Origin of the sequence: Streptomyces sp. NPDC088812 (genome assembly GCF_044750285.1) — a bacterium.
Lineage (GTDB): Bacteria > Actinomycetota > Actinomycetes > Streptomycetales > Streptomycetaceae > Streptomyces.
Window position 1 is genome coordinate 374,256 of the sequence record NZ_JBIVJP010000005.1, and the last position, 15,423, is coordinate 389,678.

Genomic DNA, 15,423 nt, shown 5'->3' on the forward strand with positions numbered 1-15,423 from the left:
ATGTTCCGCCGTACCTTCTGGTTCACCACGGGCGTCGCCGCCGGTGTGTGGGCCACCACCAAGGTCAACCGCAAGCTGAAGCAGCTGACCCCCGAGAGCCTCGCCGCGACCGCGGCCAACAAGGCCCTCGAGACGGGAGCGCGCCTCAAGGACCGCGCGGTGGGCTTCGCGCTCGACGTCCGCGACAACATGGCCCAGCGGGAGGCCGAGCTGGAGGAGGTCCTCGGGATCCACGAGAACCCCGAGCTCTCCGCACCCCGGCGGTACGCCGCCATCGAGAACCGCACCACACCGAAGAACGCCCGGTACACCGAGAACACGGCGTACCCGCGGGCGAAGCACCCGTACAACCGGAATGAGGACCACTGATGGAGTCGGCTGAGATCCGCCGCCGCTGGCTGAGCTTCTTCGAGGAGCGCGGGCACACCGTCGTGCCTTCGGCGTCGCTCATCGCGGACGACCCGACTCTGCTCCTCGTCCCGGCCGGCATGGTGCCCTTCAAGCCCTACTTCCTGGGCGAGGTCAAGCCGCCCTTCGCGCGCGCCACCAGCGTGCAGAAGTGCGTGCGCACGCCCGACATCGAAGAGGTCGGCAAGACCACGCGCCACGGCACGTTCTTCCAGATGTGCGGCAACTTCTCCTTCGGCGACTACTTCAAGGAAGGCGCCATCAAGCACGCCTGGGAGCTGCTCACCAGCCCCCAGGACAAGGGCGGTTACGGTCTCGACCCCGAGCGCCTGTGGATCACCGTCTACAAGGACGACGACGAGGCCGAGCGCATCTGGCACGAGGTCGTCGGCGTGCCCAAGGAGCGCATCCAGCGCCTCGGCATGAAGGACAACTACTGGTCCATGGGCGTCCCCGGCCCGTGCGGCCCCTGCTCCGAGATCAACTACGACCGTGGCCCCGAGTTCGGCGTCGAGGGCGGCCCCGCCGTCAACGACGAGCGGTACGTGGAGATCTGGAACCTCGTCTTCATGCAGTACGAGCGCGGCGAGGGCATCGGCAAGGACAACTTCGAGATCCTCGGCGAACTGCCCAGCAAGAACATCGACACGGGCCTCGGCCTGGAGCGCCTCGCCATGATTTTGCAGGGCGTGCAGAACATGTACGAGATCGACACCTCCATGGCCGTCATCAACAAGGCCACCGAGCTGACCGGTGTGGCCTACGGCGACGCCCACGGTTCGGACGTCTCCCTGCGCGTGGTCACCGACCACATGCGCACCTCCGTGATGCTCATCGGCGACGGCGTCACCCCGGGCAACGAGGGCCGCGGCTACGTGCTGCGCCGCATCATGCGCCGCGCCATCCGCAACATGCGCCTCCTCGGCGCCACCGGTCCGGTCGTCAAGGACCTGATCGACACGGTGATCGAGATGATGGGGCAGCAGTACCCGGAGCTGGTCACCGACCGCGAGCGCATCGAGAAGGTCGCCCTCGCCGAGGAGAACGCCTTCCTCAAGACGCTGAAGGCCGGCACCAACATCCTCGACACCGCCGTCACCGAGACCAAGCAGTCCGGTGGCACGGTCCTCGCCGGCGACAAGGCGTTCCTGCTCCACGACACCTGGGGCTTCCCGATCGACCTCACCCTGGAGATGGCCGCCGAACAGGGCCTCTCCGTGGACGAGGACGGTTTCCGCCGCCTGATGAAGGAGCAGCGGGAGCGGGCCAAGGCCGACGCCCAGGCCAAGAAGACCGGCCACGCCGGGACCGGCGCCTACCGCGAGATCGCCGACAAGGCCGGTGCGACCGACTTCATCGGCTACACCGACACCGACGGCGAGTCCACCATCGTCGGCATCCTCGTCGACGGCGTCTCCTCCCCGGCCGCCACCGAGGGCGACGAGGTCGAGATCGTCCTCGACCGCACCCCGTTCTACGCCGAGGGCGGCGGCCAGATCGGCGACACCGGCCGCATCAAGGTCGACACGGGTGCCGTCATCGAGATCCGCGACTGCCAGAAGCCGGTCCCGGGCGTCTACGTCCACAAGGGCGTCGTCCAGGTCGGCGAGGTCACCGTCGGCGCCACCGCCCACGCCTCGATCGACTCCCGCCGCCGCACGGCCATCGCCCGCGCCCACTCGGCCACCCACCTCACCCACCAGGCCCTGCGCGACGCGCTCGGCCCGACGGCCGCCCAGGCCGGTTCCGAGAACCAGCCGGGTCGCTTCCGCTTCGACTTCGGCTCGCCGTCCGCCGTTCCGACGGCCGTGATGACCGACGTCGAGCAGAAGATCAACGAGGTGCTCGCCCGCGACCTGGACGTCCGCGCCGACGTCATGGGCATCGACGAGGCCAAGAAGCAGGGCGCCATCGCCGAGTTCGGCGAGAAGTACGGCGATCGCGTCCGCGTGGTGACCATCGGCGACTTCTCCAAGGAGCTGTGCGGCGGCACGCACGTGCACAACACCTCCCAGCTGGGCCTGGTGAAGCTGCTGGGCGAGTCGTCCATCGGCTCGGGCGTGCGCCGTATCGAGGCCCTCGTCGGTGTCGACGCCTACCACTTCCTCGCCCGCGAGCACACGGTCGTCGCCCAGCTCCAGGAGCTGATCAAGGGCCGTCCGGAGGAGCTCCCGGAGAAGGTCTCCGCCATGCTCGGCAAGCTGAAGGACGCCGAGAAGGAGATCGAGAAGTTCCGCGCCGAGAAGGTGCTCCAGGCCGCCGCCGGTCTCGCCGCGTCCGCCCAGGACGTGCGGGGCGTCGCCCTGGTCACCGGACAGGTCCCGGACGGCACCACCGCCGACGACCTGCGCAAGCTGGTGCTCGACGTCCGCGGCCGCATCCAGGGCGGCCGGGCCGTCGTCGTGGCCCTGTTCGCGGTGGCGAACGGCAAGCCGCTGACGGTCATCGCCACGAACGAGGCCGCCCGTGAGCGCGGCCTCAAGGCCGGCGAGCTGGTCCGTACGGCCGCCAAGACCCTCGGCGGCGGCGGTGGCGGCAAGCCGGACGTCGCCCAGGGCGGTGGCCAGAACCCGGCCGCCGTCGGCGAGGCCGTCGACGCCGTCGAACGGCTCGTGGCGGACACGGCCAAGTGAACGCCGGGGCACGGACGAGCGGGGACGGCCGGGGCATGCGCCGCGGCCGTCGCCTCGCGCTCGACGTCGGGGACGCCCGTATCGGGGTCGCCTCGTGCGACCCCGACGGGATCCTCGCCACGCCGGTCGAGACGGTCCCCGGCCGGGACCTCCCGGCGGCGCACCGCCGGCTGCGGCAGCTGGTCGAGGAGTACGAGCCGATCGAGGTCGTCGTCGGGCTCCCCCGCTCCCTCAAGGGGGGCGAGGGACCGGCGGCCGTCAAGGTCCGCGGCTTCGCCCGGGAGCTGGCCCGGGGCATCGCACCGGTCCCGGTCCGGCTCGTCGACGAGCGGATGACGACCGTGACGGCCAGCCAGGGACTGCGCGCCTCGGGCGTGAAATCCAAGAAGGGGCGGTCCGTCATCGACCAGGCAGCCGCCGTGATCATCCTCCAACAGGCGCTGGAATCCGAACGGGTGTCAGGCAGCGCACCCGGCGAGGGCGTCGAAGTGGTCGTCTGATCGCGATACGGTAACGTTCCGCGCGATGCGGCGGTGTTCGAACAGCTGCCGCACAAGAAGAGGCGGAACGGTGGCGGGTCCCGCAGGCCGCGCGAACCGCCGCCTCGCGGCTCTAGGGGATCGATGACTGAGTATGGCCGGGGCCCAGGCTCCGAACCGTGGCATCCGGAGGACCCGTTGTACGGGGACGGCGGATGGGAAGGGCAGCAGGCCCACGTCGGCCATCAGCCTGCCTACGGCGGCCAGCCGCAGCACTACCCCCAGGAGCCGCAGCAGACGGCGTACGGCCAGTGGGACCACGGCCAGACGAACGGACCGCAGGAGTACGGGCAGCAGCAGTACGACCAGCAGCAATACGATCAGCAGGCCTACGACGGACAGCAGTACCAGCAGTCCTACGACCAGCAGCACTACCAGCAGTACGCCCATCAGGGTCACCCGGGACACCCGGAGCACCAGGGCCACCCGGGGCCGCCAGGGCCCGGACAGGGGTACCAGGAGGGCGGCTGGGACGCCACCGGCACGCACGCGCACGTCCCCTACGCCGCAGACCCCGGTGACCCGTACGGGCAGCAGGCCGCCGCCTACGGTGCCGAGCAGCCCGACTTCTACGGCACCCCGGACGCCTACCCACCACCGGAACCACCCGGCCGGAGACGGACCGAGCCGGAACCGGAGGCGGCACCGGAAGCGGAGGCCGGGGAGCAGCGGCCCGACTGGGACCCGGGCCCCGACCAGGGGGAACACGCCTTCTTCGCCGGCGGCGCCGACGACGAGGACGACGAGCCGGAGGGCCGCGGGGATCGTCGCGGCCGCGGCGGCAAGAGCGCCAAGGGCAAGAAGCGCCGCAATGGATGCGCCTGTCTCGTCGTCGTACTGGTGTTCGGCGGCGGAATCGTCGGGGTGAGCTATTTCGGTTACCAGTTCTATCAGAATCGTTACGGCGTGGCCCCGGATTACGCGGGCGACGGCAACAGCCAGACCGTGAGCGTCGAGGTGCCCAAGGGTGCGGGCGGTGCGGAGATCGGCCGTCTGCTGAAGGAGGCGGGCGTCGTCAAGAGCGTCGACGCCTTCGTGTCCGCGTTCACGAGCGATCCCGACGGGTCCCAGATCCAGGCCGGCGCGTACATCCTCGAGAAGGAGATGTCCGCGCAGAGCGCCGTCGACATGATGCTGGACCCGAAGAGCCAGGCCAATGTGATCGTCACACCCGGCCAGCGCACCTACCAGGTCTACAAGGCGATCGACACGAAACTCGGCCTTTCCTCCGGCACCACCCGCGGTGTCGCCGAGAAGCAGTTCAACGCTCTCGGTCTGCCCAGCTGGGCCAACAGCGACAGCGACATCAAGGACCCGCTGGAGGGCTTCCTCTACCCGGGCACCTATCCGGCGGCCAAGGGCATGAAGCCCGCGGCGGTGCTGGAGGAGATGGTCCAGCGGGCCAACGAGGCCTACGGCAAGTACGACCTGGAGGCCAAGGCGGCGGCGCTCGACCTGGAGAACCCGCTCCAGGTCATCACGGTCGCCAGCCTCGTCCAGGCCGAGGGCAAGACGGACGACGACTACCGCAAGATGGCGGAGGTCGTCTACAACCGGCTCAAGCCGACGAACACCGAGACCAACCAGTTGCTCCAGTTCGACTCGTCCTTCAACTACCTGAAGAACGAGAGCAACATCCACATCAGCGAGTCCGAGATCAACAGCAACCAGGACCCGTACAACACCTACACCCAGAAGGGCCTGCCGCCGGGACCGATCGGAAACCCGGGCGCCAACGCCCTCACGGCGACGCTGAATCCGACGGGCGACGGCTGGATCTACTTCGTCGCGACCGACGGCGAGAACAACACGGAATTCGCGAAGACCTACGCGCAGTTCCAGGAGCTCAAGAGCAAGTTCAACGAGAGTGCCGGTAACTGAGGCCATGAGTGACACAGCCAGGACGCAGCACGTCCACCGCCACCGGGCAGCGGTGCTCGGCAGCCCCATCGCCCACTCCCTCTCCCCGGTGCTGCACCGCGCCGCGTACCAGGTGATGGAGCTCCCGGACTGGACGTACGACCGCTTCGACGTCGACGAGGCCGCCCTGCCCGCCTTCGTCGACGGACTCGGCCCCGAGTGGGCCGGGCTGTCGCTGACCATGCCGCTCAAGCGCGCGGTGATCCCGCTGCTCGACGAGATCAGCGAGACGGCGGCCTCCGTCGAGACGGTCAACACCCTCGTGTTCACCGAGGACGGCCGTCGCGTAGGCGACAACACCGACATCCCCGGCATGGTGGCGGCGCTGCGCGAGCACGGGGTCGAGCAGGTCGACTCGGCGGCGATCCTCGGCGCCGGCGCCACCGCCTCCTCGGCGCTGGCCGCCCTGGCCCGGGTCTGCACCGGCGAGGTCGTCGCGTACGTACGCAGCGAGGCCCGCGCCGCCGAGATGCGGGAGTGGGGCGAACGCCTCGACGTCGAGGTCCGTACGGCGGACTGGGCGGACGCGGCCGAGGCGCTGCGCTTCCCGCTGGTCGTCGCGACGACGCCCGCCGGGACGACGGACGCCCTCGCCGCCTCGGTGCCGGAGCGGCCCGCCACCCTCTTCGACGTGCTGTACGAGCCCTGGCCGACCGAGCTGGCCGCCCGCTGGTCCATGTTCGGCGGCGCCGTCGTCAGCGGACTCGACCTGCTGGTGCACCAGGCGGTGCTCCAGGTGGAGCAGATGACCGGGCGCGGACCGGCCCCCGTGGACGCCATGCGGAAAGCGGGCGAACACGCGCTCGCCGCACGCTAGGCGCCGTCCGTCCGCAGGGCAGGGCTCTGCGGCGCCGCCCACTGCGGCGATGACCACGAGGCGGAGGGCCGCCCGCGTACGGATCCGTACGCGGGCGGCCCTCCGTCTCGCGCCGAGCCCCGCTCCGTACCCCACGGCGTCCGCCTGATGGACCGGCGGCCGGTTCGGGGCCGTGGACGTGGGAGGATCGGAGGTGGCGGACCTGGGTCGCGCACCCGGTCACGCCGTTGCCGTACGCGAGGACACGCGTACGCAGGGCAGTACCAGGCGCGAGCACTGAGGAGCACCGTTGAGCAGGTTGCGCTGGCTGACCGCGGGGGAGTCCCACGGTCCCGCACTCGTGGCGACGCTGGAGGGCCTTCCGGCCGGCGTGCCGATCACCACGGAGATGGTCGCGGACCATCTGGCGAGGCGCCGGCTCGGCTATGGGCGCGGTGCCCGGATGAAGTTCGAGCAGGACGAGGTCACCTTCCTCGGCGGCGTCCGCCACGGCCTCACCCTCGGCTCCCCGGTCGCCGTCATGGTGGGCAACACCGAGTGGCCGAAGTGGGAGCAGGTCATGGCGGCCGACCCGGTCGACCCGGAGGTTCTGGCGGGTTCCGCGCGCAACGCGCCGCTGACCCGCCCGCGGCCGGGCCACGCCGACCTGGCCGGCATGCAGAAGTACGGCTTCGACGAGGCCCGCCCGATCCTGGAGCGCGCCTCCGCGCGCGAGACGGCCGCCCGCGTCGCGCTCGGCGCGGTCGCCCGGTCGTACCTGAAGGAGACGGCCGGTATCGAGATCGTCTCCCATGTGGTGGAGCTGGCGGCCGCGAAGGCGCCGTACGGGGTCTACCCGACCCCGGCCGATGTCGAGCGGCTGGACGCGGACCCGGTGCGCTGCCTGGACGCGGACGCCTCGAAGGCGATGGTCGCCGAGATCGACCAGGCCCACAAGGACGGCGACACCCTCGGCGGCGTCGTCGAGGTCCTGGCGTACGGGGTGCCGGTGGGGCTGGGCTCGCACGTGCACTGGGACCGCAAGCTGGACGCGCGGCTGGCGGGCGCCCTGATGGGCATCCAGGCGATCAAGGGCGTGGAGATCGGTGACGGTTTCGGGCTGGCCCGGGTGCCGGGTTCGAAGGCGCACGACGAGATCGTGAACACGCCGGAGGGCATCCGCCGCGCCACCGGCCGTGCGGGCGGCACCGAGGGTGGTCTGACCACCGGTGAGCTGCTGCGGGTGCGGGCGGCGATGAAGCCGATCGCGACCGTGCCGCGGGCCCTGCAGACGGTGGATGTGGCCACCGGTGAGGCGACGCAGGCCCATCACCAGCGCTCGGACGTGTGCGCGGTGCCGGCGGCCGGGATCGTCGCGGAGGCGATGGTGGCGCTGGTCCTCGCGGACGCCGTCGCGGAGAAGTTCGGCGGCGACAGCGTCGCCGAGACCCGCCGCAACGTGCGCTCCTACCTCGACCACCTCCCCGTCCGATGAGCGGGCCGCTGGTCGTCCTGGTCGGGCCGATGGGCGTCGGCAAGTCCACCGTCGGGCAGCAACTCGCCGAACAGCTCCAGGTCACCTACCGGGACACCGACGACGACATCGTCGCCGAGCAGGGCCGCACCATCGCCGACATCTTCGTCGAGGAGGGCGAGCCCGCCTTCCGCGCCGTCGAGAAGGCCGCCGTGCACCGGGCGCTCGCCGAGCACGACGGCGTCCTGGCGCTCGGCGGCGGCTCGGTCCTGGACGCGGACACTCGCGCCCTGCTGTCCGGGCTGCGGGTGGTCTACCTGTCGATGGACGTCGAGGAAGCCGTGCGGCGCACCGGCCTCAACGCGGCCCGGCCGCTGCTCGCGGTCAACCCCCGCCGGCAGTGGCGCGAGCTGATGGAGGCGCGGCGGCACCTCTACGAAGAGGTCGCCACGGCCGTCGTGCCGACGGACGGCCGCACCCCCGACGAGGTCACCCGAGCCGCCCTGGACGCCTTGGAGTTGAAGGAAGCATGAGTGAGGAAGTGACCCGGATCCACGTCGGCGGCAGCGCCGGCTCCGATCCGTACGAGGTGCTCATCGGCCGCCGGCTCCTCGGTGAGCTCGGCGGGCTGATCGGGGACCGCGCCCGGCGGGTCGCGGTCATCCACCCGGAGGCGCTCGCCGAGACCGGTGACGCGCTCCGCGCCGACCTGGCCGAGCAGGGCTACGAGGCCGTCGCCATCCAGGTGCCCAACGCCGAGGAGGCGAAGACCGCCGAGGTCGCCGCCTACTGCTGGAAGGCACTCGGCCAGTCCGGGTTCACGCGCACCGACGTCGTGGTGGGCGTCGGCGGCGGCTCGACGACCGACCTGGCCGGCTTCGTGGCCGCGACCTGGCTGCGCGGGGTGCGCTGGATCGCCGTCCCGACGACGGTGCTGGCCATGGTCGACGCCGCCGTCGGCGGCAAGACCGGCATCAACACCGCCGAGGGCAAGAACCTCGTCGGTTCCTTCCACCCCCCGGCCGGTGTGCTGTGCGACCTGGCCGCGCTGGACTCCCTCCCGGTCAACGACTACGTCTCCGGGCTCGCGGAGATCATCAAGGCCGGCTTCATCGCCGACCCGGTGATCCTCGACCTCATCGAGTCCGACCCCGAGGCCGCCCGCACCCCGGCCGGCCCGCACACCGCCGAGCTGATCCGGCGGTCCATCCAGGTCAAGGCGGACGTCGTCTCCTCCGACCTGAAGGAGTCGGGCCTGCGGGAGATCCTCAACTACGGCCACACCCTGGCCCACGCCATCGAGAAGAACGAGCGGTACAAGTGGCGCCACGGCGCCGCCGTCTCGGTCGGCATGCACTTCGCCGCCGAGCTCGGCCGCCTGGCCGGCCGGCTGGACGACGCCACCGCCGACCGCCACCGCACGGTCCTGGAATCGGTCGGGCTGCCCCTGAGCTACCGCTACGACCAGTGGCCCAAGCTGCTGGAGACCATGAAGGTCGACAAGAAGTCCCGCGGCGACCTCCTGCGCTTCATCGTCCTCGACGGCCTGGCCAAGCCGACCGTCCTGGAGGGCCCGGACCCGGCGGTCCTGCTCGCCGCGTACGGCGAAGTGGGCGACTAGGAAACCTCCGGGTCCGCGGGCTTCGCACCCCTCCGAGTCCGCGGACCTTCCCTCCGCCCGATCCGCTTTCCCCGCCGGGCACTTCGGACCGCCCCCGGCCGTTTCACCAAACGGCGGCCGGGGGCGGTACCGTTCAGTGCCGGCGGGGGTCAGCGCCCCCGCGGCCGGCGTCCATCGCCCACGGCGAGCGAGCCGAAGGGGCCGTGGCGCTCCGGAGGCGAACCGAGCCCGAGAAGAACGAGACGGAGTGGCACCGGATGCAGCACGCAGTGGGTTCTCCGCTGCCGCCGCCCCACCAGCCGGGGCACGGACCGGCCGACGGCTGGTCACCGGCCGCACAGCACCCGGGACCGCACCGGCCCGGCGGCACCCCCCAGCAGAACGCCCCCGTGCCTCCACCGCACCCGGCACCGCACTTCACCGGTGCGCCCCCCGCGGGCCCGGTCCCGCCCGCACCCCAGCCGCCGGTGCCCCCCGTGCCCCATCCGCCGGCCCCGCAGCACGCCCCCGCCCCGCCGGTCCCCGACACCACCGGACACGTCCCGCTGCCCCCCGGCGGCCCCGTGCCCATGCCCAGCTCGCCCCCCGCCGCGACCGGACCCGACCCGACGGCCACCACCCTCGCGGTGCTGCTGATCGGCCCCGCGGGCGCCGGGAAGACGAGCGTCGCCAAGTTCTGGGCCGACCACCGCCGGGCGCCCACCGCCCACATCAGCCTCGACGACGTGCGCGAATGGGTCCGCTCCGGCTTCGCCGACCCGCAGCGCGGCTGGAACGACAACTCCGAGGCCCAGTACCGCCTGGCCCGCCGCACCTGCGGCTTCGCCGCCCGCAACTTCCTGGCCAACGGCATCTCCTGCATCCTCGACGACGCGATCTTCCCCGACCGCCCGGCCGTCGGCCTCGGCGGCTGGAAGCGCCACGTGGGCCCCGGCCTGCTCCCGGTCGTGCTCCTGCCCGGCCTCGAGGTCGTCCTGGAGCGCAACGCCGAACGCTCCGGCAACCGCCGCCTCACCGACGAGGAGGTCGCTCGCATCCACGGCCGTATGGCCGGCTGGTACGGCTCCGGCCTGCCGATCATCGACAACTCCCAGCTGGACGTCCCCTCGACGGCGCGGATCCTGGACGACGTCCTGGCGCGGGCGATCGCCAGCCCGCCCAAGTGGTGACCGGAACCACGCCCCCGGCACCCCACTCGGCGGCTCCCAACCGGCACAATCCGGTCACCGCTCCTACGCTCGACTCATGTCAGAGGTCTACGCGTCCCGCCGAACCCGCCTTCGGGAGCGCTGCAACGCGTCCGGCAACGCGGCAGCGCTCGTCACCCGTCCCGCCAACGTCCGGTACCTCACGGGCGCCGCGCCCCGCAGCGCCGTCCTGCTGCTGGGCGAACGCGAGGACCTGCTCGTCTGCTCGGGCCCGGTCGAGGACCGGCCGGGCGACGGCCGGCCCGACGAAGCACTGAGGGTGCACACCCTCCCCAGAGCCGGCGGTGACCCCGCGGTGGCCGCCGCGGGCGTCTGCGCGGAGCAGGGTGCCGACTCCCTCGCCGCCGAGGAGCACCACCTCACGGTGGCGCGCCACCGCGCCCTCCGGTCGGTCGCCCCCCGGCTGCGCCTCGCCGACCTCGGGGGCGCGGTCGAACAGCTCCGGGTCGTCAAGGACGAGGAGGAGATCTCCTGCCTGCGCATCGGCGCCGAGATCGCCGACCAGGCCCTCGGAGAACTGCTCGAGTCCATCCTCGTCGGCCGCACCGAACGCCACCTCGCCCTCGAACTGGAACGCCGTCTCGTCGACCACGGCGCCGACGGGCCCGCGTTCCCCACCTCCGTGGGCACCGGCCCGCACTCCGGCCGGCGCGGCCACCGGCCCACCGACCGGCGGGTGGAGGAGGGCGACTTCCTCTCCGTCTGCCTGGGCGCGACCTACCGGGGCTACCGCTGCGAGATCGGCCGCACCTTCGTCATCGGCACCTCCCCGGCGGACTGGCAGGTCGAGCTGTACGACCTCGTCTTCGCCGCCCAGCGGGCCGGCCGCGAGAGCCTCGCGCCCGGCGTCGCCTACCGTGACGTGGACCGTGCCGCGCGCCAGGTGCTGGACGCCGCGGGGTACGCGGAAGGCCTGCCGGTGATGACCGGGCACGGTGTCGGACTCGAAATCGACGAGGACCCGCAGCTGGCCCCCGCGGCCATGGGTAAACTGGACGCTTGCGTGCCGGTCACCGTCGAACCGGGGGTCCACCTCCCGGGCCGGGGCGGTGTCCGGATCGATGACACGCTCGTCGTGCGCCCCGAGGCGGACGGCGGACCCGAGCTACTCACCATCACGACCAAGGAGCTGCTCGCGCTCTAGCCTCGAGCTGTGCGCCCGCCCCGGGTCGTCCACGTCAGTCCAGGAGATTCCGCAACCGTGGCTTCCACGAACGACCTCAAGAACGGCCTGGTGCTCAAGCTCGAAGGCGGCCAGCTCTGGTCCGTCGTCGAGTTCCAGCACGTCAAGCCCGGCAAGGGCCCCGCATTCGTGCGCACCAAGCTCAAGAACGTGCTGTCCGGCAAGGTGGTCGACAAGACCTTCAACGCCGGCGTCAAGGTCGAGACGGCCACTGTCGACAAGCGCGACATGCAGTTCTCGTACATGGACGGCGAGTACTTCGTCTTCATGGACATGGAGACCTACGACCAGCTCATGGTCGACCGCAAGGCCGTGGGCGACGCCGCCAACTTCCTGATCGAGGGCTTCACGGCCACCGTCGCGCAGCACGAGGGCGAGGTGCTCTTCGTCGAGCTCCCGGCCGCCGTCGAGCTCGTCGTCCAGGAGACCGAGCCCGGCCTCCAGGGCGACCGCTCCACCGGTGGCACCAAGCCCGCCACGCTGGAGACCGGTCACCAGATCCAGGTCCCGCTCTTCATCACCACCGGTGAGAAGATCAAGGTCGACACCCGCACCAGCGACTACCTCGGCCGGGTGAACAGCTAACCGTGGCCGCCCGCAACACGGCCCGCAAGCGCGCCTTCCAGATCCTCTTCGAGGGCGACCAGCGCGGCGCCGACGTCCTGACGGTCCTCGCGGACTGGATCCGGCTCTCCCGGGCCGACACCCGGCAGCCGCCGGTGAGCGAGTACACGATGCAACTGGTCGAGGGCTACGCGGAGCACGCGAAGCGCATCGACGAGCTGATCGCCCAGTACTCGGTGGGCTGGACGCTGGACCGGATGCCGGTCGTCGACCGCAACATCCTGCGGCTCGGCGCCCACGAGCTGATCTGGGTGGACGAGACTCCGGATGCCGTCGTCCTCGACGAGATGGTGCAGCTGGCGAAGGAGTTCTCCACGGACGAGTCGCCCTCGTTCGTCAACGGCCTGCTCGGCCGGCTCAAGGAGCTCAAGCCCTCGCTGCGGCGCGACGAGGTGTAGCGCGGTACGGCCCGCTACCGAAAGGGCCCGCGGACATCCCGTCCGCGGGCCCTTCCGGCGTCCGTGCGGCCGGGAGCCCCACGCCGGGCCGCGTACCCGGGACGGAGAGCTCCCGGCTGCACGCACAACGCCGGGGTGGCCGGAACCGTAAAGTTCCGGCCACCCCGGCGGCACGTTTCTGCTGAGACGCCCGGCGCTCAGTTCTCCTCGTGGGTGACCGCGCGACGCGCGTCCGCGTCCAGGACGCCCCAGCTGATCAGCTGCTCGGTCAGGACCGACGGCGACTGGTCGTAGATGACGGCGAGCGTGCGCAGGTCGTCCTGGCGGATCGAGAGCACCTTGCCGTTGTAGTCACCGCGCTGCGACTGGATCGTCGCCGCGTACCGCTGGAGGGGACCGGCCTTCTCGACCGGCACGTGGGCCAGCCGCTCCAGGTCCAGGACGAGCTTCGGCGGGGGCTCGGCCGCGCCGCCCGGGGTCGTGCCCGGCAGCAGTTCCTGGACCGGGACGCCGTAGAAGTCGGCCAGTTCCGCAAGACGCTGTACGGTCACGGCACGGTCGCCGCGCTCGTACGAACCGACCACGACCGCCTTCCAGCGTCCCTGGGACTTCTCCTCGACACCGTGGAGGGAAAGGCCCTGCTGGGTGCGGATCGCCCGGAGCTTGGCCCCGAGCTGTTTGGCGTATTCGCTGGACATATGGCTCCCGGCACTGGGTCGACGCGGCCGGCGTTGTTCCCTGCCGCGCGGTTGGTAACTCACTGTGAGGTTACGCAGCGTGATTCTTCTGCGTCAAGCCGAATGGTCCACCCCGACTCTTCCGTGGTATCGATGGCTGGTTGCGCCAGGGGGGTGATCAGGGGTGTCGATCCGGCCTGATACCGTAGATGGCGCAATTCCGACGTCCTTTAAGGTCCGTCCCGTGAGGCGGAGAAGGAGGTCCGTTTCTTATGGACAAGCAGGACACCCGGCCCGAGTCGCAGCGCTCCGACGCTCGGCCCGTGCTCGAGGCCCCCGACATCGCGCGGGTGCTGACCCGCATCGCCCACGAGATCGTCGAACGCGCCAAGGGCGCCGACGACGTGGTGCTCCTCGGCATCCCCACCAGGGGCGTCTTCCTCGCCCGCAGGCTGGCCGGCAAGCTGGAGCAGATCACCGACCGGGCCGTCCCGGTCGGCTCCCTCGACATCACCATGTACCGCGACGACCTGCGCCTGCACCCGCCGCGTGCGCTGGCCCGCACCGAGATCCCCGGTGACGGCCTCGACGGCAAGCTGGTCGTCCTCGTCGACGACGTGCTCTTCTCCGGCCGCACCATCCGCGCCGCCCTCGACGCCCTGAACGACATCGGGCGCCCGCGCGCGGTGCAGCTCGCGGTCCTGGTCGACAGAGGCCACCGCGAACTGCCCATCCGCGCCGACTACGTCGGCAAGAACCTCCCCACGTCGCTGCGGGAGACGGTCAAGGTCCAGCTCGCCGAGGAGGACGGTCGCGACACCGTGCTGCTCGGTACGAAGCAGGCCACCCCGGGCGCGCAGCACTAGCGGTCCGGCGTACGCCCACGCGTGCGTGCCCCTGTGCACCCGCATGCCCGAAAACTCCCGAAAGTCTTACGGAGCCTGACAGATGCAGCGTCATCTCATCTCGGCCGCCGACCTCACCCGCGACGACGCCGTCCACGTCCTCGACACCGCGGAGGAGATGGCCCGGGTCGCCGACCGGCCCATCAAGAAACTGCCGACCCTGCGCGGCCGCACGGTCGTCAACCTCTTCTTCGAGGACTCCACGCGCACCCGGATCTCCTTCGAGGCAGCCGAGAAGCGGCTGTCCGCGGACGTGATCAACTTCTCCGCCAAGGGGTCCAGCGTCTCCAAGGGCGAGTCCCTGAAGGACACCGCCCAGACGCTGGAGGCGATGGGCGTCGACGCCGTCGTCATCCGGCACGGCGCCTCCGGAGCCCCCTACCGCCTGGCCAACTCCGGCTGGATCGACGCCGCCGTCATCAACGCCGGCGACGGCACCCACCAGCACCCCACCCAGGCCCTGCTCGACGCCTTCACCATGCGCCGCCGGCTCGTCGGACGGGACGCCGGGATCGGCCAGGACCTGTCCGGCCGGCGCATCACCATCGTCGGGGACGTCCTGCACAGCCGGGTCGCCCGCTCCAACGTCGATCTGCTGCACACCCTCGGCGCCGAGGTCACCCTCGTCGCCCCGCCCACCCTGGTGCCGGTCGGCGTCGAGACCTGGCCCTGCGCGGTCTCGTACGATCTCGACAGCACGCTGGCCAAGTCCGACGCGGTGATGATGCTGCGCGTGCAGCGCGAGCGGATGAACGCCGCGTTCTTCCCGACCGAGCGCGAGTACTCGCGCCGCTACGGCCTCGACGGCGACCGGATGGCGCGGATGCCCGAGCACGCCATCGTGATGCACCCCGGGCCGATGGTCCGCGGCATGGAGATCACCGCCGAGGTCGCCGACTCCGACCGCTGCACCGTCGTCGAGCAGGTCGCCAACGGCGTGGCCGTCCGCATGGCCGTCCTCTACCTGCTCCTGGGCGGGAACGAACCCGCCGTCCGCCCCACCCGTACCACCGGTCCCACCGAGGAGAAGTAAGCGA

15 protein-coding genes are annotated in these 15,423 nt (G+C 71.3%); 14 read left to right on the forward strand and 1 reads right to left on the reverse strand.

Going from position 1 to position 15,423, the window contains the following annotated elements:
- The 12 genes from ACIP67_RS11950 to nusB all read left to right on the forward strand — a co-directional run bounded on the left by ACIP67_RS11950 (window position 1) and on the right by nusB (window position 12,804).
- A complete protein-coding gene (locus tag ACIP67_RS11950) occupies window positions 1-369 on the forward strand; it encodes a hypothetical protein (RefSeq protein ID WP_401690905.1) in 369 nt (122 codons plus the stop codon).
- Window positions 369-3,041 (forward strand): alanine--tRNA ligase, encoded by a 2,673-nt coding sequence (gene alaS, locus ACIP67_RS11955; RefSeq protein ID WP_401690907.1) that lies wholly within the window; start codon window positions 369-371, stop codon window positions 3,039-3,041. Before ACIP67_RS11950 ends, alaS begins: the two co-directional genes overlap by 1 nt.
- A gap of 35 nt (window positions 3,042-3,076) precedes the next feature.
- Window positions 3,077-3,541: a Holliday junction resolvase RuvX gene (gene ruvX / locus ACIP67_RS11960; RefSeq protein ID WP_401690908.1), complete on the forward strand. Its 465-nt coding sequence runs from the start codon at window positions 3,077-3,079 to the stop codon at window positions 3,539-3,541.
- A gap of 123 nt (window positions 3,542-3,664) precedes the next feature.
- Window positions 3,665-5,461, forward strand: a complete 1,797-nt coding sequence (mltG, locus tag ACIP67_RS11965) for an endolytic transglycosylase MltG (RefSeq protein WP_401690910.1) — start codon at window positions 3,665-3,667, stop codon at window positions 5,459-5,461.
- Between the two features lie 4 nt (window positions 5,462-5,465).
- Complete coding sequence (locus tag ACIP67_RS11970; RefSeq protein WP_401690912.1) at window positions 5,466-6,317, forward strand: shikimate dehydrogenase; 852 nt, start codon at window positions 5,466-5,468, stop codon at window positions 6,315-6,317.
- A 289-nt stretch (window positions 6,318-6,606) separates the two neighbouring features.
- Window positions 6,607-7,791 (forward strand): chorismate synthase, encoded by a 1,185-nt coding sequence (gene aroC / locus ACIP67_RS11975; RefSeq protein ID WP_401690913.1) that lies wholly within the window; start codon window positions 6,607-6,609, stop codon window positions 7,789-7,791.
- Window positions 7,788-8,303 (forward strand): shikimate kinase, encoded by a 516-nt coding sequence (locus tag ACIP67_RS11980; protein WP_401690915.1) that lies wholly within the window; start codon window positions 7,788-7,790, stop codon window positions 8,301-8,303. Before aroC ends, ACIP67_RS11980 begins: the two co-directional genes overlap by 4 nt.
- Complete coding sequence (gene aroB / locus ACIP67_RS11985) at window positions 8,300-9,391, forward strand: 3-dehydroquinate synthase (protein ID WP_401690917.1); 1,092 nt, start codon at window positions 8,300-8,302, stop codon at window positions 9,389-9,391. Before ACIP67_RS11980 ends, aroB begins: the two co-directional genes overlap by 4 nt.
- A gap of 257 nt (window positions 9,392-9,648) precedes the next feature.
- Window positions 9,649-10,560, forward strand: coding sequence for a Pro-rich N-terminal domain-containing protein (locus ACIP67_RS11990; protein WP_401690919.1), 912 nt, complete (start codon window positions 9,649-9,651; stop codon window positions 10,558-10,560).
- A 76-nt stretch (window positions 10,561-10,636) separates the two neighbouring features.
- Entirely contained in the window at window positions 10,637-11,743 is a 1,107-nt protein-coding gene (locus tag ACIP67_RS11995; RefSeq protein ID WP_401690921.1) for an aminopeptidase P family protein, read from the forward strand.
- A 57-nt stretch (window positions 11,744-11,800) separates the two neighbouring features.
- Window positions 11,801-12,367, forward strand: coding sequence for an elongation factor P (efp, locus tag ACIP67_RS12000; RefSeq protein ID WP_020117452.1), 567 nt, complete (start codon window positions 11,801-11,803; stop codon window positions 12,365-12,367).
- A 2-nt stretch (window positions 12,368-12,369) separates the two neighbouring features.
- Window positions 12,370-12,804: a transcription antitermination factor NusB gene (gene nusB, locus ACIP67_RS12005; RefSeq protein ID WP_401690922.1), complete on the forward strand. Its 435-nt coding sequence runs from the start codon at window positions 12,370-12,372 to the stop codon at window positions 12,802-12,804.
- 197 nt (window positions 12,805-13,001) lie between these two features.
- Here nusB and bldD read toward each other — a convergent pair whose 3' ends face one another.
- Window positions 13,002-13,502 carry a transcriptional regulator BldD gene (bldD, locus tag ACIP67_RS12010; RefSeq protein WP_385067049.1) on the reverse strand — a complete coding sequence of 167 codons (501 nt, stop codon included), beginning with the start codon at window positions 13,500-13,502 and terminating at the stop codon, window positions 13,002-13,004.
- Window positions 13,503-13,753: 251 nt separating this feature from the next.
- Between bldD and pyrR the strand changes: the two genes are divergently transcribed.
- Window positions 13,754-14,347: a bifunctional pyr operon transcriptional regulator/uracil phosphoribosyltransferase PyrR gene (gene pyrR, locus ACIP67_RS12015; protein ID WP_401690924.1), complete on the forward strand. Its 594-nt coding sequence runs from the start codon at window positions 13,754-13,756 to the stop codon at window positions 14,345-14,347.
- Window positions 14,348-14,429: 82 nt separating this feature from the next.
- A complete protein-coding gene (locus ACIP67_RS12020) occupies window positions 14,430-15,419 on the forward strand; it encodes an aspartate carbamoyltransferase catalytic subunit (protein ID WP_401690925.1) in 990 nt (329 codons plus the stop codon).
- Window positions 15,420-15,423 lie beyond the last annotated feature (4 nt).